Genomic DNA, 21223 nt, shown 5'->3' on the forward strand with positions numbered 1-21223 from the left:
TGTAGGCGCGTGGCTTGTCCCGCGATCGACGGGAAACCCGTCGAAGTCAGGAGACGCGGTCTGTCTGAAGCAACGCATTTTCCGACCTTGCTGCCGCTTCGCGACAGATCGCGGGACAAGCCACCCGCCTATACGTCAAGCGTAATACCCGGCGTCAGGCTCGTCGGTAATGCCAGCGCGTGGCTTTCCAGCGATGCCACCGGGTAGGCGCAGTAATCCGCCGCGTAATAGGCGCTGGCGCGGTGGTTGCCCGACGCGCCGACGCCACCGAATGGCGCACTGCTCGCAGCCCCCGTCAATGGCTTGTTCCAGTTGACGATCCCCGCCCGGCTCTGCAGCCAGAACTGCTGATAGCGAGCTTGCGAGTCTGACAGCAACCCGGCCGCCAACCCATATTGCGTGTTATTGGCCTCGGCAATGGCCGCGTCGAAATCCGTGTAGCGGATGACTTGCAGCAAAGGGCCGAACAGCTCTTCGTCCGAGCGATCCGCCACTTGGGTCACATCGAGAATCCCGGGCGTGAGTAACGCGGCATTGACGTCCGGCTGACTCATCTCAAGCAGCGCCACCGCGCCGCAGGCCAGTAACCGATCCTGCGCATCGATCAGCGCCCGCGCCGCGCCCAGGGAAATGACCGAACCCATGAACGGCGCCGGTTGCTCATCGAACGCGCCCACCTGAATGGTCTCGCTCACTTGCACCAGCCGCGCCACGAACGCGTCACCCCAGGTACCGCGCGGAACGAGCAGACGCCGGGCGCAGGTGCAGCGCTGGCCTGCCGAGATGAAGGCAGATTGGATCACGGTGTAAACCGCCGCATCGACATCGGCGACCTGATCCACGACCAGCGGATTGTTGCCGCCCATTTCCAGAGCGAGAATCTTGTCCGGACGCCCCGCGAATTGTTGGTGAAGGGCATTACCCGTGCGACTGGAGCCGGTGAAGAAGAGCCCGTCGATCCCGGCGTTCGCGGCCAGTGCCATGCCGGTTTCCCGCGCGCCTTGCACCAGGTTCAGAACGCCGGCCGGCAAGCCTGCCTCGACCCAGCACTGCACCGTCAATTCAGCGACTTTCGGCGTCAGCTCGCTGGGCTTGAAGACCACGGCATTGCCTGCCAGCAGCGACGGGACGATGTGCCCGTTCGGCAGGTGACCCGGGAAATTGTAAGGCCCGAACACCGCCACCACACCATGGGGCTTGTGGCGTAGAACCGCCGTGGCGTCACCCAGCGGACCGCTCTTCTCTCCAGTACGTTCACGGTAGCTCTGGATCGAAATGGCGACCTTGTTGACCATGCTGGTCACTTCCGTGGCCGACTCCCACAACGGCTTGCCGGTTTCCTCGCCGATGCAGCGAGCGAGCTCGTCGGCACGTCGCTTCAGCGTTGCGGCAAAGGCTTCCAGAACGGCGATGCGCTCCTCCAGCGTGCGAGTCGCCCAGGCCGGAAATGCCTGACGCGCGGCTTTGACGGCCGTGTCGACTTGCGTCGACGTGGCGCTGCGCCCTTTCCAGATCACCTGTTGAGTGACCGGATTCAGCGATTCGAACGGCTCGCCCTGCCCGTCCTGCCAGGCACCTGCGATATGCAACGTAGACATCAGACTCCCTCCCGGGCTGGAGACAGCGGCACCGCACGCACCTGATCGCCCGCAGTCAGACGCAGACGCTTGGCCGTCGTGGGATCGACCACCAACGTGCCCGCGGCGAAGCGCGCCGGTGCCGCGGTGATGCGGCAGTCTTCGCGCTTGCGGTTGTGGATAAGGAAAGGCGTCGCGTCGTCCCCTGGCGTGCCCACGGCCAGCACCAACGCCTGGCTGTCGCGCACCGCACGGATCTTGCCGGTCTCGCACTCAATGGCCGGCCCGGCGTCGAAGATGTCGACGTACCCCTGATAGCTGAAGCCTTCGGCCTTGAGCATCGTCAGCGCTGGCTCGGTGCTGGTGTGCACGCGGCCGATGACACTGCGCGCCGCCTCGGAGAGGAAACAGCTGTACAACGGAAATTTCGGCATCAGTTCAGCGATGAACGCCCGGTTGCCGACCCCGGTCAAGTAATCGGCCTGGCTGAATTCCATTTTGAAAAAGTGACGCCCCAGGCTTTCCCAGAAAGGTGAATGCCCGTGTTCGTCGGACATGCCGCGCATCTCGGCGATGATCTTGGCGCCGAACAATTCGGGAAACTCCGCGATGAACATCATGCGCGCCTTGGACAGCAGTCGGCCGTTGAGACCGTGGCGGTAATCCGCATGCAGAAACAGCGAGCACAGCTCGGAATTGCCTGTCAGGTCGTTGGCCAGAAACAGCGTGGGAATTTCACGGTAGATGTTCAATTCCTGCGAGGCGCTGACGGTCAGTCCGACGCGGTAGTTGTACCAAGGCTCACGCAAGCCCACCGCACCGGCGATGGCGGAGATCCCGACCACACGTCCGTCATCGTTTTCGAGGACGAACAGGTAGTCGGTGTCGCCCCGTTCGGCTTCGCCACGAAAGGTTTTCTCCGCCCAGCTCACCCGGTGCGCCAGACGCTCCTCATTGGCAGGCAGCGTGGTCAGGCCTGCGCCGGTGCTGCGTGCCAGGTCGATCAGCGCCGGTAGGTCAGTGCTGCGTACGGGACGAACGATCATGCTTTCTCCTCACGCCGGGTCTTCATGGGGACACCGGCCAACTCGCTAACCTGCGATACGGCAGCCGCTGCGGCCACCGATGACTCAACTGTCAAACCGCGACGATGCGCACGCTGGCGCCTTCGCCGACGCCCAACGCTTCGGCGGCGGCCACACTCAGCGTAACCGGTTTGCCGGGGACCCAATCGAGCTCCAGCATCACCGCGCGGTAGTCCTGCAACTGACTGTTGGCGACCAGGTACGGACGCCCCCCTTTGACGGCGTCGTCGCTGTGGACCGGGTCGACTTTCACCGGCACCACACGGCTCTGCGCAATGGAGCGGATGCCGGAAGTGCGCGCGTGGAGGGTTGGGCCACCGTCGAAGATGTCGATGTAATGATCGGTTTCGAAGCCTTCGCGCATCAGAATGTCGAAGGTGATCTGCGCACGCGGGTGAACCTGCCCCATGGCCTCCTGCGCTTCATCGGGCAGCAGCGGGACGTAGATCGGGTAATGAGGCATCAGCTCGGCCAGGAATGTCCGGCTTTTCAGCCCGCACAGCCTCTCGGCCTCAGCGTAATTGAGGTCGAAGAAGTTGCGGCCGATGGCGTCCCAGAACGGCGAATCGCCATTTTCATCGCTGTAACCCACGATCTCGGTTACCACCGAGTCGGCAAAACGCTCCGGGTGGGCGGCGACGAACAACAGTCGGGCACGGGAATTGAGTTCGGACCACAGCGTCCCCACCAGCTCCGGCAGCACGTAGAAACTGGTCAACAGGCTGTTACCGGTCAAATCGTGGCATTGGGACAGAACGTGAATCTTGTTGTGAATCTTCAGTTCGCGGGAGGCGTGGACGAAGGTTTCGTTGCGAAAACTGTAAAACGGCTCGGAGTAGCCCGCGGACGCAACAATTCCCGAGCACCCCACCAGACGGTCGGATTCGGTATCTTCGAGCACGAAGAAATAGGTCTCTTCGCCATTGAAGCTCACCTCGGCGGCGAACGACGCTTCGGACGCGGCGATCTTGTCGCTCAACCGACCGGCGTCATCCGGCAGGGACGTGACACCGATCGGGCTGTCCGCGGCAAGCCGCTGGACCTCGCTCAGATCCGCCATTTGCGCGGGGCGCATTACCAGCATGGTGTCACTCCTTGAAAAAAATCAGGGCGATTGCCCGGTACCAGAAAAATAAAATCATTCATGCAGATGCCTGTAGGAGCGCGCTTGGTCTGGGCCGCACTTGGGCGATCGCGGTGTGTCAGTCGACACGGCCGCGACAGGCGCAAGCGCGTTCCTACAGGTTACGGGGTGGCTGTCACGCCGCTGTCAGCTTCGCCACCGCGCGCTCGAAACGCTCCAGCCCCTCGTTGATGTCCGCCTCTTCGATCACCAGACTCGGCGCGAAACGCACGACATCGGGACCGGCTTGCAAGATCATCACGCCTTCGTGCTCGGCAGCGTTGAAGAAGTCCTTGGCCTTGCCCTTCCAGGCGTCCGTCAGCACACAGCCGATCAACAGACCCATCCCGCGCACTTGGCTGAAGACGCCGTATTGCTGGCCGATCTTTTCCAGACGCGCCTTGAACAGCGCATGCTTGGCCGTGACGCCCTTGAGGACTTCCGGGGTATTGACCACGTCGATGACCGCCTCGCCCACCGCGCAGGCCAGCGGGTTGCCGCCGTAGGTTGTGCCGTGCACGCCGACCGACAGGTGTTGGGCCAGCGCCTCGGTGGTCAGCATCGCGGCCATCGGGAAACCACCGCCGATGCTCTTGGCACTGGAGAGGATGTCCGGGGTGACGCCGTAGTGCTGGTACGCGAACAGGTGGCCGCTGCGGCCCATGCCGCTCTGCACTTCGTCGAAGATCAACAGCGCGTTGTGCGCGTCGCACAACTCGCGGGCGCCTTGCAGGTACTCCCGCTCGGCAGGCAGTACACCGCCCTCGCCTTGAATCGGCTCCAGTACCACCGCGCAGGTCTTGTCGCTGATCGCCGCCTTCAGTGCCGCGAGATCGTTGTACGGCACATGGGTGATGCCGCTGATTTTCGGACCGAACCCGTCCGAATACTTCGGTTGACCACCGACGCTGACAGTGAACAGCGTGCGGCCATGGAAGCTGTTCAACGCAGCGATGATTTCGTATTTCTCGGTTCCAAACCGATCATGGGCCACGCGGCGGGCCAGCTTGAAAGCCGCTTCGTTGGCTTCCGCACCCGAGTTACAGAAGAACACGCGATCGGCGAACGTCGCGTCGACCAGCTTTTTCGCCAGCCGCAATGCCGGTTCGTTGGTGAATACGTTGGAGACGTGCCACAGCTTGTTGGCTTGTTCGGTCAATGCGCCTACCAGCGCCGGATGAGCGTGGCCTAGCACGTTGACCGCGATGCCGCCGGAGAAATCCACCAGTTCACGTCCCGACTGATCCCACACCCGGGAGCCTTGGCCACGCACAGGAATGAACGCGGCAGGAGCGTAGTTGGGGACCATCACCTGGTCGAAATCGGCACGTTGCACCGGTACTTGCTCAACGGACATCGGAGTCTCCTGAAGAGGAACGCCTGCCTGGAACTGGCGAGCGATGGAAGGATTGTAAGGACTGCTTTCACCCCGGCCTTGCCGCCAAGCGACAACTTCTTATAGCGCAAAACCGGGTTTTTCCGAGGCTTTCGGCAATGCGACAAATTGCGTCGGAAAGGCGCAGTTTAAACGTTGGCGAGTGGTTGTAGCAGCGGTCTGTCGATTTGATTTGCCGGGTTCGAGCAACGGAACTGCCCTTCTCTGTCGGAGCGGGCTTGTGGGTGCTCACGCACTCAAGCGAGCCTGTCGGCGACTGACACAGATTCATCGTGGGCACACTCGCGCCTACAGAGGGTCACCCGCGCGACCAAGGGCCGGGCTCAGCCACGCTCGGCGGGAACGGAGGAGAGTTCGAAGGGGCTGCTGCTGCGTCGCTGATTTCGGTCTTCCCGAGGCGTGGCACCGAAGAAATTACGGTAGGCACTGGAGAAATGCGGACCCGAGGAAAAGCCGCAGGACAAGCCGATCTGGATGATCGACTTACTGGTCTGCATGAGCATCTGACGCGCCTTGTTCAGACGGAGCTCCAAGTAGTACTGGCTCGGCACGCGATTGAGGTACTGCTTGAAGATGCGCTCCAACTGACGGCGGGACACGCACACATGCTGGGCGATTTCGTCGGTGGTCAACGGTTCCTCGATGTTGGCTTCCATCAGCAGCACCGCCTGAGTCAGCTTGGGATGACTGGACCCCAGGCGATTCTGCAGCGGAATGCGCTGACGTTCGCCCCCTTCGCGAATGCGCTCGACCACCAGCTCTTCGGACACCGCACCGGCCAACTCGGCCCCATGGTCGCGCGCGAGCACGGCCAGCATGAGATCCAGCACCGACATGCCGCCACAGGCAGTCATGCGATCCCGGTCCCAGTCGAACAAATGGCTGGTCGCGATCACTTTCGGGAAACGCTCGGCAAAGTCATCCTGCCAGCGCCAGTGCACGGCCGCTCGATAGCCGTCGAGTAGCCCCAATTGCGCCAACGGATACACACCTGCCGACAGACCACCGATCACGCAACCTGCCCGCACCAGTTGTTTGAGCGCGCCGGCCAGCGCAGACGACATCGGCGCGGGCGGCTCGTCGGCAAGCAGGAAAACCTTCTGACAACCTTCCAGCCGCCCGGCCCACGACTCACCCGGCAACTGCCACCCGTTGCCCTGCTCTTCAGGCTCGGCGTGCATGAACGCCAGTTCATAAGCCACTTCGGGGTGCACCCGCTGAGCGACACGCAGGGCCTCCTCTGCCAGCGCCAGAGTCAGGGCTTTGGTGCCGGGCCAGATGAGAAATCCGATTCGATGGGCAGTCATGGCGTGCAATCCGAAACGTGTCACTGTTGGGGGTCGCACGCCAGGCGTGCAATGGGGTTCTGGGTCTGCAATTCGTGTCGGCGGTCGACGCGCAGCATGAACTGTTCCGAGGTAAAACGCACCGTTCGCGACGGCGCGCCTGGCTACTTCAGGCTGCCGGACAGAAACTGCTTGAGGCGTTCGGACTTCGGACTGACCAGCACCTCACGGGGGTCGCCGTATTCTTCGACCAAACCCTTGTGCAGGAAAATCAATTGGTTGGAGACTTCCCGGGCAAACCCCATCTCGTGGGTGACCACGACCATGGTACGGCCTTCTTGAGCCAGGGCTTGCATGACTTTGAGCACATCGCCCACCAGCTCCGGATCCAGCGCCGAGGTCGGCTCATCGAACAACATCACCTCCGGCTCCATGGCCAGCGCCCGGGCAATCGCGACGCGCTGCTGCTCGCCGCCGGACATGTGGCCTGGATAGGCGTCCTTGCGATGAGCCACGCCCACTTTGTTCAGGTAGTGTTCGGCCTTTTCCAACGCCTCTTTTTTTGGCACACCCAGCACATGCACGGGCGCTTCGATGATGTTTTCCAACGCCGTCATGTGCGACCACAGGTTGAAATGCTGAAACACCATCGACAGACGCGAGCGCATGCGCTGCAATTGCTTGGGGTCCGCTGCCTTGAGGCCGCCGTCTTTGTTCGCGACCAGCTTCAGCTCTTCGTTGTTGAGCAGGATCCGCCCGGATTTGGGCTGCTCCAGCAGGTTGATGCAACGCAGGAACGTGCTCTTGCCCGAGCCGCTGGAGCCGATGATGCTGATCACGTCGCCTGCCTTGGCGGTCAGCGAAACACCTTTGAGGACTTCGTGAGTGCCGTAGCATTTATGCAAGTCCTGGATTTCCAGTTTGTTCATGTTCTCGGTTCTCACAGGTAATCAATCGCTGAGCAGACGGCCGCTGCGCAGCGGAGTACGACCCGCCACCTTCGCCATCCAAAGCCCCGGTTGGGCGTAACGCAACTTTTCGATGGCAAACAGGACGCCGGCCGTGGTGGCGCACATTATGGTCGCCCGATCGGTGAGGGGATCGACCACTTCGAACAACGGCTCGCCCGGCTCGACCCAGACGCCTGCCGGACGCAGAAAGGTCAGCACGCCCGGATGAGGTGCGTAAATCATTTCGGTGCCTTCGAAAGGCATGCCCTCACACGCCTCATGGATCGCCTTCGGCCATTCGCCGCCTATCAGACCCTGTTCGGCGAGGAATGCCAGGATTCCCTCGGCGTAGGCGTGGGCTTGCGCCTTGCCCGTATTGGATTGCCCGCCCAGTTCCAGGGTGGTCGACAGGCAGGCCAGAGGAATCTTCGCTTCAGGGAAACGCCGCGCCAGCCGTAGCCAGGGCAACGAACAGGCCTCATCGAACGAGCTGCCGCCCGAATCTTCAGCCAACAACCCGACGCTGACACCCAGATGCGCCGACAACGAGCGCCATTGTGGCCAATGTTGCGGCAGCGCATACATGTGCAGTGCGGCATCGGTGTCGCAGTGCAGGTCCAGAACGATGTCGGCGTCACACGCATGGCGCAGAAGCACCCTCTGCATGCCGGCCAGCTCGCTGCTCGCAGGCGGCAGTTGCTCGAGCACATCGACCATGGCGCGGCGAATCAGCTCCACATTGGCATGCGGATCGTCCCCCAGTTTGCCCGCCAGCTGCTCGGCCACCGGCTCGCTCAGTTCAGTGAAATCACGGTTGAAATTCTTGCCGGTGCCGTATTCGAAACGCCCCTGATGATTGCCCTGCAGCACTTGCCCGAGACCGATCGGATTGGCCACAGGCACCAGTTCGATCACCCCTTTGAGCAAACCCTGTGACTCCAGGTCCGCGAGGCGTTGTTTCAGCTCCCAGGCCGTGCGCATGCCAGGCAGTTCATCGGCGTGGAGGCTGGCCTGGATGTAAGCCTTGCGCTCGCCCTGACCAAAACGGAACACGCTCACGCTGCGCTGCGTGCCGAGATTGCCCCACGGCAAGTCATGATCGATGCGTTGCATATCAGTGCTTCCTCGGTGCGAGGTAACCGAGCCAGCGGCGCTCGGCCAATTTGAACAGTTTCACCAGAATGAAGGTCAGGGTCAGATAGAACACGCCCGCCGTAATGTAGGCCTCGAACGGCAGGTAGAAACGTGCGTTGATGTCACGCGCCGCGCCCGTGATGTCCATCAGCGTCACGATGGACGCCAGGCTGGTGGTCTGCAGCATCATGATCACCTCGTTGCTGTACTGGGGCAGCGCCCGGCGCAGCGCCGAGGGCAGCAGAATGCGCCGATACATCTTGGCCTTGGACATGCCCATCGCCCGCGCGGCCTCGATTTCCCCCGCAGGCGTGGACTTCAAGCTGCCGGCGATGATTTCCGCGGTGTAGGCACTGGTGTTGATCGCGAAAGCCAGGCAGGCACAAAAGGTCGCACTGGACAGCCACGGCCAGAGGAAGCTCTCTCGGACCGCCTCGAACTGCGCCAGCCCGTAGTAGATGAGGAACAACTGAACCAGCATCGGCGTGCCGCGAATCACGTAGGTGTAGGTCCAGGCCAGCCCGTTGACCCACGCCACTTTCGAGACCCGCATCAGCGCCAATGGCAGCGCCGCCAGCAGGCCGAAAAACAGCGAGAGCGCGAGCAGCTTCAGGGTGACCGCCACACCGCTCAAGTACAGCGGCAGGTTTTCCCAGACGACGTTGTAATCGAAAATCATAGCTCTGCCACCCTTACGCCCGCCGAGTAGCGTTTTTCGACCTGACGCAGGATCAACAGCGAGACACTGGTGATCACCAGATACATGGCCGCAACGGCGAGAAAGAACGTGAACGGCTCGCGGGTCGCGTCGGCGGCCTGCTTGGCCTTGAACATCATGTCTTGCAGACCGACGACGGAAATCAGCGCAGTGGCCTTGGTCAGCACCAACCAGTTGTTGGTGAAACCGGGAATCGCCAGTCGGATCATCTGCGGAACCAGAATACGGAAGAACACGCGTGACTGACTCATGCCATACGCCATGCCGGCCTCGGCCTGGCCCTTGGGGATGGCCATGAAGGCGCCGCGAAAGGTCTCGGACAGATAGGCACCGAAAATGAAGCCCAGCGTGCCGATACCGGCCATCAGCGGATTCAGGTCGATGTAGTCGTCGTGCCCCAGCAACGGGGCGATGCGATTGAGCAAGTCCTGACCGCCGTAGAAAATCAGCAGAATCAACACCAGATCGGGAATGCCACGAATGACCGTCGAATACACGTCGCCCAGCCAGGCCAGCCAGCGCACTGGCGACAGCCGCAGTGACACGCCGACCAGCCCGAGCACGATGGCCAGCGCCATGGAACAGAGCGCGAGTTGCAGAGTCAGCCATGCCCCGTCAAGGATGACGGCTCCGTAGCCTTTCAACATGTAGTGGGGCCCTCGAGCGCGGGAAAGAAAAATGGCGCAATCAGAAGGATCGAAAACCTGCTGCGTGCGCCATTGGGTGCGGACGTCGACTTACTTGCCGTAGATGTCGAAGTTGAAGTACTTGTCCTGAATCGCCTTGTATTTGCCGTTCTCACGGATCGCCGCGATGGCGGCGTTGAGTTTGTCCAGATTGGCCTTGTCACCCTTGCGTACGGCGATGCCCACGCCGTCGCCAAAGTACTTGACGTCAGTGAATGCAGGGCCGACGAACGCGTAGCCTTTGCCCGCGTCGGTGTTCAGGAAGCCATCCTGCAACAGCGTCGCATCCGCCACTGTGCCATCCAGACGACCCGCAGCGATGTCCAGGTAGATCTCGTTCTGCGAGCTGTAGGGTTTGACTTCGGCCCCCAGTGGCGCCAGCACTTCCTTCGCGAAGCGCTCGTGGATCGAACCGCGCTGCACGCCGATGTTCTTGCCTTTGACTTCGGTCAGGCCGTCGCTGACGACAGTACCCTGCTTCATGACCAGGCGGGCCGGAGTGTTGTAATACTTGTTGGTGAAGTCGACAGACTTCTTGCGATCTTCAGTGATGGACATCGAGGACAGGATCGCGTCGATCTTGCGCACTTTGAGGGCAGGAATGAGGCCGTCGAACTCTTGCTCGACCCAGACACACTTGACCTTCATTTCTTCGCACAAGGCGTTGCCGATGTCGTAGTCGAAGCCAACGATGCTGCCGTCCGGCGCTTTCGAAGCAAATGGAGGATAGGCCGCTTCGATGCCGATCTTCAGAGGCTTCTCATCGGCGAAAACGGGCTGTGCCAGTACGGACAGCGCCAGGGCGCCGAGCAGCATGAGCTTTTTCATTCTTGAAACTCCATCGGTATAACGCGACAAGTGGCAGTGAGCGAAGCGCTCAATGTGCAGAGGAAGCTTTGACATTGCGACGCGAAGCGCCGTCGAGTCTCGAGTTCGACAAGCCTTCGGCGAGTGATCGGCATTTTAGCGGCAGGCGGTAAGTCGATATTTCTTCAATGCGACAACTAGTTACAGAAGCACCGAGAAAGCCAGACAACCTAATTGACAGCCCAGACATTTCATGCATAGGCAATTGGCAGCAAACCCATCAACGAAGCAAATAACGCGCCCATTATTGGCAAAGCCTTCTAATCCGGCAAGTCCAGCGTGTCGAGTGGGTCGATTGGGGCGATGAATTGCACAGCGCTCGGGGTGTTAGGCCCCAAGTACGTGCAAAGGGTTACGGCGATGCCTCGCTCGGTAACAAATCGATATATATCCCTCTTTCGGCCCGTCACCGCCTCCACTGCCAACCATGACGTCGGGAGCGGCCTGCAGCTTCACCTGGTGAGGCCAGAATGATGCGCAACGATACGCACCTGAAATTCCGCATTTTGTAGGTTAAGAAATCAGGCGGCGTAAGACCTTTCTGAGAATACAAAAAGCACGTCAAATCAGGCTTTCAGACCTCGCTGCGCAGCCTCTATCCTCGCCCCTTCTCAACTCAGCAGGGACGTAGTGGTATGGCATTCGATGGATTTATCAAGCTCGATGGCATCGCCGGCGAATCGATGGATGATCGACACAAAGGCTGGATCGAAATCACCGGGTATAACTTCGGCGTCAATCAGAGCACCTCGGCGACCGCCAGCTCCAACGGCGGAGCAGGTTCGGGACGTGCGACCCTCACGGACTTCAGTTTCAGCAAACGACTGGACACTTCCAGCGCGCGCCTCTTTGAAGCCAGTTGCTCGGGGGAGCACATCAAAGAGTTGACACTGGTTCTCTACCGAGCTGGGGGCGACAAGCTCAAATACTACGAAGTCAGGCTCGAAGAAGTGATCATTTCCGACTTCTCACAAGAGGGTGAAAGCGGCGAGCCGATGGAGCGGGTACAGATCAACTTCGGTCGCATCCATGTCGTGTACACCCAACAGAAACGCAGCGACGGCGCCGCCGCAGGTAACATTTCCGGCGGCTGGGATCGTATCGCCAACAAACGCTTCAGTTGAGAAGACGGATATGGCCAGACCTTACTTCTTCATCAACGACCAGATGCAGACCTACGCCACGTTGAAAAACCGGGTGGGCGGCAATCAAAAATTCGACGTTCTCAATGCGCACCTTCGCAATATCGTGGTCGTGCCCGGTCAATTGGTCATCATGGGCGACCTTTCGACAAGCACGCTGACCGCCGAAGAGATGCAGATGATGGACTACGCCGATAAAGTCCGGCGCCATCTGCTCGCACAGCAGGCCGGGGGTGACGGTCATGTGGTCAAGAATTATGACCTGCTGCAAAACGTCCTGAACTACAGCTCGCTCGGCATCGGCGCTGCCAGCGGCAGTTGGGAAAAACACCTGAGTGAAGTTGCACAAACGCTCAAGGACATCGAACAACTTCACAAGGACTCCCTCAGAAAAGGCACGACAATCGCCCGACAAACATTCATTACACAGCGTCGTGTGCTGTTCTCCAAGCTTGATACGCAGTTAAAAGGTATTGCCCGCTGGGGGACGGGCATGCACAACAAAGGATCGATCAAGAAAATGTTGGGCATATCGACAAAAAGCTACCTGCACACACCAGAAATCCAGGGTTATGCAGCACGTCTGGAAAGTATCGCCAAGGCTTCCAGGTTTCTGAAAGCGGGGACGCCGATTGGGATTGGATTGAATGGCTTGTCGACTCATCTTGAGATCAAAGAGGCTTGCGCGACTGGTCGGGAGGAGGTGTGCAGAAAGGCGAAGTATATTGAAGGGACAAAGCTAGTAGGTAGCGTCACTGGAGGGATGGTCGGAGGTACGATCGGAGCGGCGGTATTGACACCGCTCTGTATGGTTCTATTTGGCGTTCCTACGGGGGGCTGGGGTGCACTCGGATGCGCGGTTGTCTCCGCTGCCACAGGTGGGTATGCCGGAGGTCTGGGCGGTGAATGGGGTGGTGAGCACGTTGGTGAAGTAATTTACGAGTGGCGGCCATAATGCCGACGGTAATAGTCCTTAGTTTGATCTGGTTGATTTCGTCGTGGGCCAACCTCACGGTACTGGTGTGGTTCACTTACAAGAATATCGATATTCTAGAGAGCCATCTGTCTGACTGCGCGGGCGTTACCGCCACCCGAAATCTGTGGCAGGGAGGAGTGATAGGCCGACAGATGCGACTTAGCATAATTTTCGCAATTATGTATATGCCGAAAGTCATGCATCGACGAGGCGACATCACCAGAGACGCTCACTTGAACATCCCTCAACATTTGAGAAGGCGTATTTGGACAATCCATATTTGGCTTCTTATTAACGGCTTTTTTCTGGCAGCACTTTGCTACGCCATCGGCGGCACTCAATAGTCGATGGCTTACGGATATAAGAGACGAGATAGACACGCGGCTAGGCAACTATTGACCAAGCTACCTGCATACCCCTGGACATTAAAGGCTATGCAGCGCGTAGGGCATAGTGCCAAGGTTTCTCATTGCCAACCAACGACTAAGCCTACGATCAGCGCTCAAGATCAACATCACAAAAACGCCCCATCTGGCTCTCACCGGACGGGGCGTTTTTATTGCAGGAGGGCTATCAGGCGGCCGTCATGGTCTTGTGCGTTTCGACCAGATGCGCCACGACACTTGGGTCAGCCAAGGTCGAAATATCGCCCAACGCGTCGTACTCACCCGTGGCGATCTTGCGCAGGATACGGCGCATGATTTTGCCGGAACGGGTTTTCGGCAGGCCTGGCGCCCACTGAATCACGTCCGGCGAGGCGATCGGGCCGATCTCTTTACGCACCCAGTTGCGCAGTTCAATGCGCAGGGCTTCGTCCGGCACCTCGCCACCGTTCAGGGTGACGTAGACATAGATGCCCTGCCCTTTGAGATCGTGGGGCACACCCACTACAGCGGCCTCGGCGACTTTCGGGTGCGCGACCATCGCGCTCTCGATCTCGGCAGTACCCATGCGGTGGCCGGAGACGTTGAGCACGTCGTCGACACGGCCCGTGATCCAGTAGTAGCCGTCCTCATCGCGACGCGCACCGTCGCCGGTGAAATACATGCCGCGGAAGGTCTTGAAATAGGTGTCGACGAAACGGTCGTGATCACCGTACAGGCTCCGTGACTGCCCCGGCCACGAGTCGAGGATCACCAGGTTACCTTCAGCGGCGCCTTCGATCAGGTTGCCAAGGTTATCCACAAGGGCCGGAATCACCCCGAAGAACGGCTTGGTCGCAGAACCCGGCTTGAGCGCAGTGGCGCCGGGAAGTGGGCTGATCAGCACGCCACCGGTTTCGGTCTGCCACCAGGTGTCGACGATCGGGCAGTTCTGCTTGCCAACCGTGTTGTAGTACCAGTTCCAGGCCTCGGGGTTGATGGGTTCGCCGACCGAACCGAGCAGACGCAGGCTGGAGCCATCGGCACCTTCGACCGCCTTGGTGCCTTCGGCCATCATGGCGCGGATGGCAGTCGGCGCGGTGTACAGAATGTTGACCTTGTGCTTGTCGATGATTTTCGACATGCGAGTGATGTCCGGGTAATTCGGAATGCCTTCGAACAGCAGCGTGGTCGCGCCGTTGGCCAACGGCCCATAGACGATGTAGCTGTGGCCGGTGACCCAGCCCACGTCGGCGGTGCACCAGTAGATTTCCCCCGGCTTGTAGTCGAACACGCGCTCATGGGTCAGCGCGGCATACAGCAGGTAACCGGCGGTGGTATGCAGAACGCCTTTCGGTTTGCCGGTGGAACCGGAGGTGTACAGGATGAACAGCGATTCTTCAGCGCCCATTTCCTTTGGGGCACACGTGGACGATGCCACTTCCAGCAGCGCGTGATACCAGATATCGCGATGGCGGTTCCATTCGATGTCGCCGCCCGTGCGCTTGCACACGATGACTTTCTGCACACTGCTGGTTTCGGGGTTGGTCAGCGCTCGGTCGACATTGGCTTTGAGTGCAGTCTTCTTGCCGCCGCGCAGGCCTTCGTCGGCCGTGATGACCACTTTAGAGCGGCAGTCGATGATCCGCCCGGCCAGCGCCTCGGGTGAAAACCCGCCGAACACCACGGAGTGGATCGCGCCGATGCGGGCACAGGCCAGCATCGCCACAACGGCCTCGGGAATCATCGGCATATAGATCGTGACCACGTCACCCCGGTGCACATCCTGGCCGCGCAGGGCGTTGGCGAACTTGCAGACTTCTTCGTGCAGTTCACGGTAGGTGATGTTGCGGCTCTCGGAGGGGTCGTCCCCTTCCCAGATGATCGCGACCTGATCGCCGCGCTCGGCCAGATGGCGGTCGAGGCAATTGTAGGAAACGTTCAGCGTGCCGTCGGCGAACCACTTGATGTCGACACGATGGTCATCGAAGGAGGTCTGTTTGACGTGGGTGAAAGGCTTGATCCAGTCCAGGCGCTGGGCCTGCTCGCGCCAGAAGCCATCGGGGTTGACCACCGACTGCTGGTACATGGCCTTGTAGGTCGCCTCGTCTGTCAGCGTATTGGCTGCCACTTCAGGGCGAACGGGGTACAGGGAAGCCGCACTCATCTTTCTTACCTCGGTGGAAATGTTGTTTTTGTATGGACCCGTTGTATCCGCCGATGGCTCAGGAAGCCATTCGACGATGGTCTTACCGGCCTTCAGCATAACGCTGAAAAGCGCTAAAGGCCCCGCCTTTCGGCGAATCCTGCCGCTTGAACTACGACCAAGGAACGAGAACCGAACGCCTTACTCCGTCATTTCGACGATTGTTACCGAAATGCATAACAGTCTTTATCAAAATGGTTTCTATATAACCGCCCGGCAGAGGCATAAACTTCATTCCGCCAACACGGCAAACGATTGACAACTAACGCCCCCCACTCCGGCTTGTCGATCGACTCACCCAACCTGGTAACAACTGACTTCACACAGAACCCCAAAAGGGTTTTGCGCACCCTGCCGAACAGAATTCCGGTTCGACCGAGTTGACGAAGCAACTGAGAGGAAACCTGTAATGAAAGCTGCACTGGTGGTAATGGCTCTTTGTGGTTTCAGTGCCATGGCAATGGCAGAAGAATCGGGCGCGAAGGTGGCTGCCCAACAGCAACGCATCGAGCACTACACTTACGCGAGCCATCCGGACATCGCCAAGGTCATTTCGGTGGACAATACGCCTAACGTGTGTGCCGTCGTACCGCAGCACATGACCTATGAAGACTCCCGCGGTCAGCGTCACATCATGGAGTACATGGTGATGGGCAACGGGTGCAGCAACGGCTGACCGCCCTGACGCGACATCGCCTGTGGCAGTACGGCCCGACGGCGGCAGCGTTCTTGCAACGCCACCGCCGGCCCGCCGTGAAATCATTCGCGCTTCAGTGACAGGTAAATAACGAAGCCTCTTTTATTTATTCCCAACTTCATACTGTTTCAACTTATTAGCTATTGTCGTGTGGGAAACGCCTAATCGTTTTCCTAATAAACGGCTGCTAGGGTATTGGCCATACAACTGACCAAGAACTGACTTCTCGAAACGCCCGACAATGGCTTCCAGATCGCCCTCCAACGAAAAGTCGTTCAATGGCGAGCGCGCGCCGTAATCTGGCAGACGGATATGCTCGGCCTTCACCTGGCCGCCTTCGCACAGTGAAACGGCCTGGAACAACGCATTTTCCAACTGACGAATGTTACCCGGCCAATGGTATTGCTCCATCCGCCGCATCGCGTCGACCGCGATACGGGGCAGCGGGCAGCCGATCTGCCGGCTCGCCTGGTCGAGGAAATGCTGCACCAGAGGCTCGAGACCGTCCAGGCACTCCCGCAACGGCGGAATGTGCAGGGACAGTACGTTCAGCCGATGATACAAATCCTGGCGGAATTCCCCCCGCGCGCACGATTCGGACAGGTCCACCTGCGTCGCGCAGATGATTCGCACATCCAGGAAGACTTCTTCATCGCTTCCAACACGGCGAAAACAGCCCTCTTGCAGGTAGCGAAGCAATTTGGCCTGTAGCCGCGGACTCATTTCGCCGACGCCGTCCAAAAACAGGGTGCCGCCCGCCGTCAGTTCCAACAGCCCCAATTTTCCCTCCGCCCGCGCACCGTCGAAAGCACCAGGCCCGTACCCGAACAGTTCGGTTTCGGCCATCGACTCGGATAACCCGGCGCAGTTGAGCACCATGATCGGCGCCTGGCCACGCGGGCTCGCCAAGTGGCAGGCCCGCGCCAGCAATTCCTTGCCGGTTCCGGTTTCCCCTTCTATCAACAACGGCGCATCCAGAGGCGCCATGCGTCGTGCTTCGCGGACCACCGCTGCCATGGGTTTCGAACTCTGGAAGATGCTGTCGAAACCCCGCAGTTCTTGCTTGCGTACCTGGTAGATATGCTCCCCGACGCGATCCGCGCGGTGCAACGTCAACACGGCTCCGGCCATGGCTTCGCTGTCTTCGTGCTCGGACTGCAAGGGTGCGATATCAGCGAGAAAGATGTCGCCCTTGACCTTGACTCGCAAGCCATTGGTCCGCGAACGATTCGCTCGCACCAGTTGAGGCAGATCGAAGTCCTCGGTGTAGCGCGACAGGGGTATACCCGGCACCTCGTCGACACGCACCCCCAGCAACTGCGCCGCTGCCCGATTGGCCGCCACGATCGAGCCTGCCATGTCGATGGACAGAACCGGAAACTCCAACGCCCCCAGCAACGCATTCAGCTCCATATGCCGACGCTCGCTAGGAATCAGGCCTACCCGCTTGACACCAAATACCCCGGGAATCGTTTCGAACTTCGGCACCAACGCCTTGAATTGCAGGTTGATCAGGTTCGGGCAGCGCAGATAAATCGCATCCCCACGCTCCCCCCCGACTTCTCCGCCGGACACGTTTACGCCATAAGCGACGAGGAGATCGAGGATGTCGCGAAGGATGCCGACGCGGTTTTGGCAGTGCACTTTGATCCGCATGGAAAGTCACTCGGGTGGAGGTGTCGAGAAGATTTGAGCCGGGTGCCAAATCGTCGTCAAGTTTCCGTTACAGGATGGGGCGTAAACGGGCGCTCGCTACCCGCGATTCCAAAAGCCGACACTTCTTCCGTCAGGAATTCTTTACAGAGAACTTGGTGTTTTCCGCCTCCGATGACCCCAACCTCATCCGGAATCGCCGTAAAAGACGCTATCTATAGCCACAAGCGGGCCATCGGCCACGTTTGCTCCAGATAACAATTAAACCTACAGGAGAGCAGCATGAGCACGCAGTATGTCGCCCGTGAACCGGACGCCAGCGGCTTCATCGACTACCCCGAGGCCGATCACCGGGTGTGGAATACCTTGATCACCCGCCAGATGAAAGTGGTGGAAGGACGAGCTTGTCAGGACTACCTGGACGGCATCGAGCAGTTGAAATTGCCCCATGATCGAATCCCACAACTGCGCGAGATCAACCATGTGCTGGACACGGCCACGGGGTGGCAGGTCGCCCGTGTTCCGGCGCTGATTCCTTTCCAGACGTTTTTCGAGCTGCTGGCCGACAAGCGTTTTCCTGTGGCGACGTTCATCCGTACCGAGCAAGAGCTGGACTACCTGCAAGAGCCTGACATCTTCCATGAAGTCTTCGGACACTGCCCGCTGTTGACCAACCCCTGGTTCGCCGAATTTACTCACATGTACGGCAAGCTCGGTCTGGCAGCCACGAAAGAGCAACGCGTGTATCTTGCCCGTCTGTACTGGATGACCATCGAGTTCGGGCTGGTGGACACCGCTCACGGCCGCCGGATCTACGGTGGCGGCATCCTGTCTTCGCCGAAGGAAACCGTGTACAGCCTGTCGGCGGAACCGGCGCACCAGGCGTTCGACCCGGTGGAAGCCATGCGCACGCCCTACCGCATCGACATCCTGCAGCCGCTCTACTTCGTGCTGCCTGACCTCAAGCGCCTGTTCGATCTGGCCCATGCCGACATCATGGAGATGGTCCGAACCGCCATGCAGGCCGGGCTTCATGCACCCCGCTTCGCGCCAAAAAATCCGGCCTCCGAACCCGTTACTGTCTGAACAAGGATTGCAATCATGACCACGCTGAGCCAACACCACTGTGAAGCCTGCCGCGCCGACGCACCGCAGGTCAGCGAAGCCGAACTCCCGACGCTGCTGCGCCAGATTCCGGACTGGAACATCGAAGTCCGGGACGGCGTGATGCAGCTGGAAAAGGCCTGGCTGTTCAAGAATTTCAAATTTGCGCTGGCGTTTACCAACGCGGTCGGCGAAATTGCCGAGGCCGAAGGTCATCACCCAGGCATTCTGACCGAGTGGGGTAAAGTGACCGTGACCTGGTGGAGCCATTCCATCAAAGGGTTGCACCGCAACGATTTCATCATGGCCGCCCGCACTGACGAGGTGGCCAAGAGCGCCGAGGGCCGTAAGTAAATGCATTTCTCACAGATTCAGCGTGTACCCGATGATCCGATCCTGGGCCTGATCCAGGCGTATGCCAAGGATCCGAACCCGAACAAGTTCGATCTGGGCGTCGGTGTGTACAAGGATGCGCAGGGGCTGACCACCATCCCCCGGGCCGTCAAGCTGGCCGAGCAGCGCCTCGTGGACGCCCAGCCGACCAAGACGTACATCGGCGGTCATGGCGAGCCGCGGTTCGGTACGCTGATCTGTGAACTGGTCATGGGTGCTGACTCTCCGCTGATCCGGCATCAGCGCGTCGGCGCCACGCAAACTCCTGGCGGCACCGGCGCCCTGCGCCTGTCCGCCGATTTCATCGCCAACTGCCTGCCGGGCAAGGGCATCTGGCTGAGCGACCCGACCTGGCCGATCCACGAGACCATCTACGCCGCAGCCGGCTTGCACGTCAGCCATTACCCCTACGTGGGGAGCGACAACAGGCTCAACGTACCGGCCATGCTCGACACCCTGGACAGGATTCCGGAAGGCGATGTCGTCCTGCTCCACGCCTGTTGCCACAACCCCACCGGTTTCGATCTGAGTCACGATGACTGGCATGAAGTGTTGAAAATCGTCAAACGCCGCAATCTGCTGCCACTGATCGACTTTGCCTACCAGGGCTTCGGCGAAGGGCTGGACGAAGATGCCTGGGCCGTGCGCCTGTTCGCCGCCGAATTACCGGAGCTGCTGATCACCAGTTCCTGCTCGAAGAACTTCGGCCTGTACCGTGAACGCACGGGCGCATTGCTGGTGTGTGCCGACAGCAGTGAGAAACTGGCCGATGTCCGCAGCCAACTTTCCGCCACCGCCCGCAACCTGTGGTCCAATCCACCGGATCATGGCGCCGCAGTCGTGGCCGAGATTCTGGGTGATCCGCAGCTCAAGTCGCTCTGGGCGGACGAAGTGGAAGCCATGCGCAGCCGTATCGCGCAATTGCGTCAGGGGCTGGTCGAGGCCCTGACCCCCCTGGGGCTCGGCGAACGCTTTGCACACATCGGCGTGCAACGGGGCATGTTCTCCTACACCGGCATGAACGACGACCAAGTGGCTCGGCTGCGCAGAGAACACAGCGTGTACATGGTCGCCGCCGGTCGGGCCAACGTCGCCGGCATCGATGCCAGCCGCCTGGACGCGCTGGCGGCAGCGTTCGCGGCGGTGTGCAGGGACTGAATCGCCGGGGTAAGGCCGAGGTCGATGGCGGGTTGTGCGCCAAGACGCCCACTACATGACCAACGGCCATGCTGAACGTCTGTTTGTCATCCGTTGTGCTGTATCCTCCGGTGGCGTTTTATGGACGCGCTGCCGGCCCGGCAGCTCAGGGAGGTTCGCTGAATGGGGTAACCTGCACCTTCAGCGGACTGAACCAAGCAACTTGTGAGGAGCGACAGACGATGCACGAAATCCCGAACTTCCCCTTCCCAAGCCAAACCCAACAAAGCGCAGCAGCCCGTCGTGAACTCGGTCAGCCGATCGAGCGGGAGGCGGGTGTAAAAAAGAGTGAAAGCAAAAAAGCCCAAGGCCAACGCTGAAGGCTGACGCTCAGCCCCTATGCAAGAGCGTCTCGCAGGCGTACTTCCATAAGGGCTGACAGGCTTCGAGAACGGACCATGACCGAATTTACCGACACCCAGGCACAAACACTGATCGGCACCACCGAGAAAATGATCGAGATCTGGAGCCGCTTACCCCCAGAAAAACAACAGGCCCTGCTGGCTCGCTTCGGCACCCTGGAAAATGCCCTGGCTGCCTTGGTCACGACACAGCTTCTGGCGCCCGCCGCTAAATGATCCGAAGCGTCTGACCCCACGCGATCCAGTTTCCATTCACCTCAGGTTCAACCTTCGACTGCCACGAACGGGAAAGCCTCGTTATCATGTGGC

20 protein-coding genes are annotated in these 21223 nt (G+C 60.0%); 8 read left to right on the forward strand and 12 right to left on the reverse strand.

Going from position 1 to position 21223, the window contains the following annotated elements; translation table 11 throughout:
• Positions 1 to 128: 128 nt before the first annotated feature.
• From astD to DBP26_RS12820, 10 genes are all read right to left on the reverse strand, one after another.
• Complete coding sequence (gene astD / locus DBP26_RS12775) at positions 129 to 1601, reverse strand: succinylglutamate-semialdehyde dehydrogenase (protein ID WP_177411050.1); 1473 nt, start codon at positions 1599 to 1601, stop codon at positions 129 to 131.
• Positions 1598 to 2623, reverse strand: coding sequence for an arginine N-succinyltransferase (gene astA, locus DBP26_RS12780; protein ID WP_108240354.1), 1026 nt, complete (start codon positions 2621 to 2623; stop codon positions 1598 to 1600). The genes astD and astA overlap by 4 nt, the downstream gene beginning before the upstream one ends.
• A gap of 91 nt (positions 2624 to 2714) precedes the next feature.
• Positions 2715 to 3746: an arginine/ornithine succinyltransferase subunit alpha gene (aruF, locus tag DBP26_RS12785; RefSeq protein WP_108240353.1), complete on the reverse strand. Its 1032-nt coding sequence runs from the start codon at positions 3744 to 3746 to the stop codon at positions 2715 to 2717.
• Positions 3747 to 3921: 175 nt separating this feature from the next.
• A complete protein-coding gene (locus tag DBP26_RS12790) occupies positions 3922 to 5142 on the reverse strand; it encodes an aspartate aminotransferase family protein (protein ID WP_108240352.1) in 1221 nt (406 codons plus the stop codon).
• A 362-nt stretch (positions 5143 to 5504) separates the two neighbouring features.
• Positions 5505 to 6488, reverse strand: coding sequence for a transcriptional regulator ArgR (gene argR, locus DBP26_RS12795; protein WP_108240351.1), 984 nt, complete (start codon positions 6486 to 6488; stop codon positions 5505 to 5507).
• 143 nt (positions 6489 to 6631) lie between these two features.
• On the reverse strand, positions 6632 to 7396 hold the full coding sequence (locus tag DBP26_RS12800; protein ID WP_108240350.1) for an ATP-binding cassette domain-containing protein: 765 nt from the start codon (positions 7394 to 7396) through the stop codon (positions 6632 to 6634).
• 21 nt (positions 7397 to 7417) lie between these two features.
• Positions 7418 to 8530, reverse strand: coding sequence for a succinylglutamate desuccinylase/aspartoacylase family protein (locus DBP26_RS12805; protein WP_108240349.1), 1113 nt, complete (start codon positions 8528 to 8530; stop codon positions 7418 to 7420).
• A 1-nt stretch (position 8531) separates the two neighbouring features.
• Positions 8532 to 9230 (reverse strand): ABC transporter permease, encoded by a 699-nt coding sequence (locus DBP26_RS12810; RefSeq protein ID WP_108240348.1) that lies wholly within the window; start codon positions 9228 to 9230, stop codon positions 8532 to 8534.
• On the reverse strand, positions 9227 to 9916 hold the full coding sequence (locus DBP26_RS12815; protein WP_108240347.1) for an ABC transporter permease: 690 nt from the start codon (positions 9914 to 9916) through the stop codon (positions 9227 to 9229). The genes DBP26_RS12810 and DBP26_RS12815 overlap by 4 nt, the downstream gene beginning before the upstream one ends.
• Before the next feature lie 90 nt (positions 9917 to 10006).
• Positions 10007 to 10783 (reverse strand): ABC transporter substrate-binding protein, encoded by a 777-nt coding sequence (locus DBP26_RS12820; protein ID WP_108240346.1) that lies wholly within the window; start codon positions 10781 to 10783, stop codon positions 10007 to 10009.
• Positions 10784 to 11457: 674 nt separating this feature from the next.
• Here DBP26_RS12820 and DBP26_RS12825 point away from each other — a divergent pair.
• A complete protein-coding gene (locus DBP26_RS12825) occupies positions 11458 to 11946 on the forward strand; it encodes a type VI secretion system tube protein Hcp (RefSeq protein WP_108240345.1) in 489 nt (162 codons plus the stop codon).
• Positions 11947 to 11956: 10 nt separating this feature from the next.
• A complete protein-coding gene (locus DBP26_RS12830) occupies positions 11957 to 12919 on the forward strand; it encodes a hypothetical protein (protein ID WP_108240344.1) in 963 nt (320 codons plus the stop codon).
• Positions 12920 to 13513: 594 nt separating this feature from the next.
• On the opposite strand, the gene acs is transcribed toward DBP26_RS12830, so the two are convergent.
• A complete protein-coding gene (gene acs / locus DBP26_RS12840) occupies positions 13514 to 15469 on the reverse strand; it encodes an acetate--CoA ligase (protein WP_108240356.1) in 1956 nt (651 codons plus the stop codon).
• Between the two features lie 448 nt (positions 15470 to 15917).
• On the opposite strand from acs, the gene DBP26_RS12845 reads away from it, so the two are divergent.
• On the forward strand, positions 15918 to 16184 hold the full coding sequence (locus DBP26_RS12845; protein ID WP_108240342.1) for a DUF2790 domain-containing protein: 267 nt from the start codon (positions 15918 to 15920) through the stop codon (positions 16182 to 16184).
• A gap of 123 nt (positions 16185 to 16307) precedes the next feature.
• Here the strand turns inward: DBP26_RS12845 and DBP26_RS12850 are convergent, their stop codons facing one another.
• Entirely contained in the window at positions 16308 to 17861 is a 1554-nt protein-coding gene (locus DBP26_RS12850) for a sigma-54-dependent transcriptional regulator (RefSeq protein WP_108240341.1), read from the reverse strand.
• 279 nt (positions 17862 to 18140) lie between these two features.
• On the opposite strand from DBP26_RS12850, the gene phhA reads away from it, so the two are divergent.
• The 5 genes from phhA (at position 18141) to DBP26_RS12870 (ending at position 21130) form a co-directional block, all read left to right on the forward strand.
• The gene (gene phhA, locus DBP26_RS12855; RefSeq protein WP_108240340.1) at positions 18141 to 18944 is read left to right on the forward strand and encodes a phenylalanine 4-monooxygenase; all 804 of its coding nucleotides are present in this window, start codon (positions 18141 to 18143) and stop codon (positions 18942 to 18944) included.
• A gap of 15 nt (positions 18945 to 18959) precedes the next feature.
• Positions 18960 to 19316, forward strand: a complete 357-nt coding sequence (locus DBP26_RS12860; RefSeq protein WP_108240339.1) for a 4a-hydroxytetrahydrobiopterin dehydratase — start codon at positions 18960 to 18962, stop codon at positions 19314 to 19316.
• Entirely contained in the window at positions 19317 to 20513 is a 1197-nt protein-coding gene (locus DBP26_RS12865; protein WP_108240338.1) for an amino acid aminotransferase, read from the forward strand.
• 68 nt (positions 20514 to 20581) lie between these two features.
• Positions 20582 to 20872, forward strand: coding sequence for a hypothetical protein (locus DBP26_RS26860; RefSeq protein ID WP_146749630.1), 291 nt, complete (start codon positions 20582 to 20584; stop codon positions 20870 to 20872).
• Between the two features lie 78 nt (positions 20873 to 20950).
• Positions 20951 to 21130, forward strand: a complete 180-nt coding sequence (locus DBP26_RS12870; RefSeq protein WP_108240337.1) for a hypothetical protein — start codon at positions 20951 to 20953, stop codon at positions 21128 to 21130.
• Positions 21131 to 21223 lie beyond the last annotated feature (93 nt).

The organism is Pseudomonas sp. RIT409 (assembly GCF_003052515.2).
Lineage (GTDB): Bacteria > Pseudomonadota > Gammaproteobacteria > Pseudomonadales > Pseudomonadaceae > Aquipseudomonas.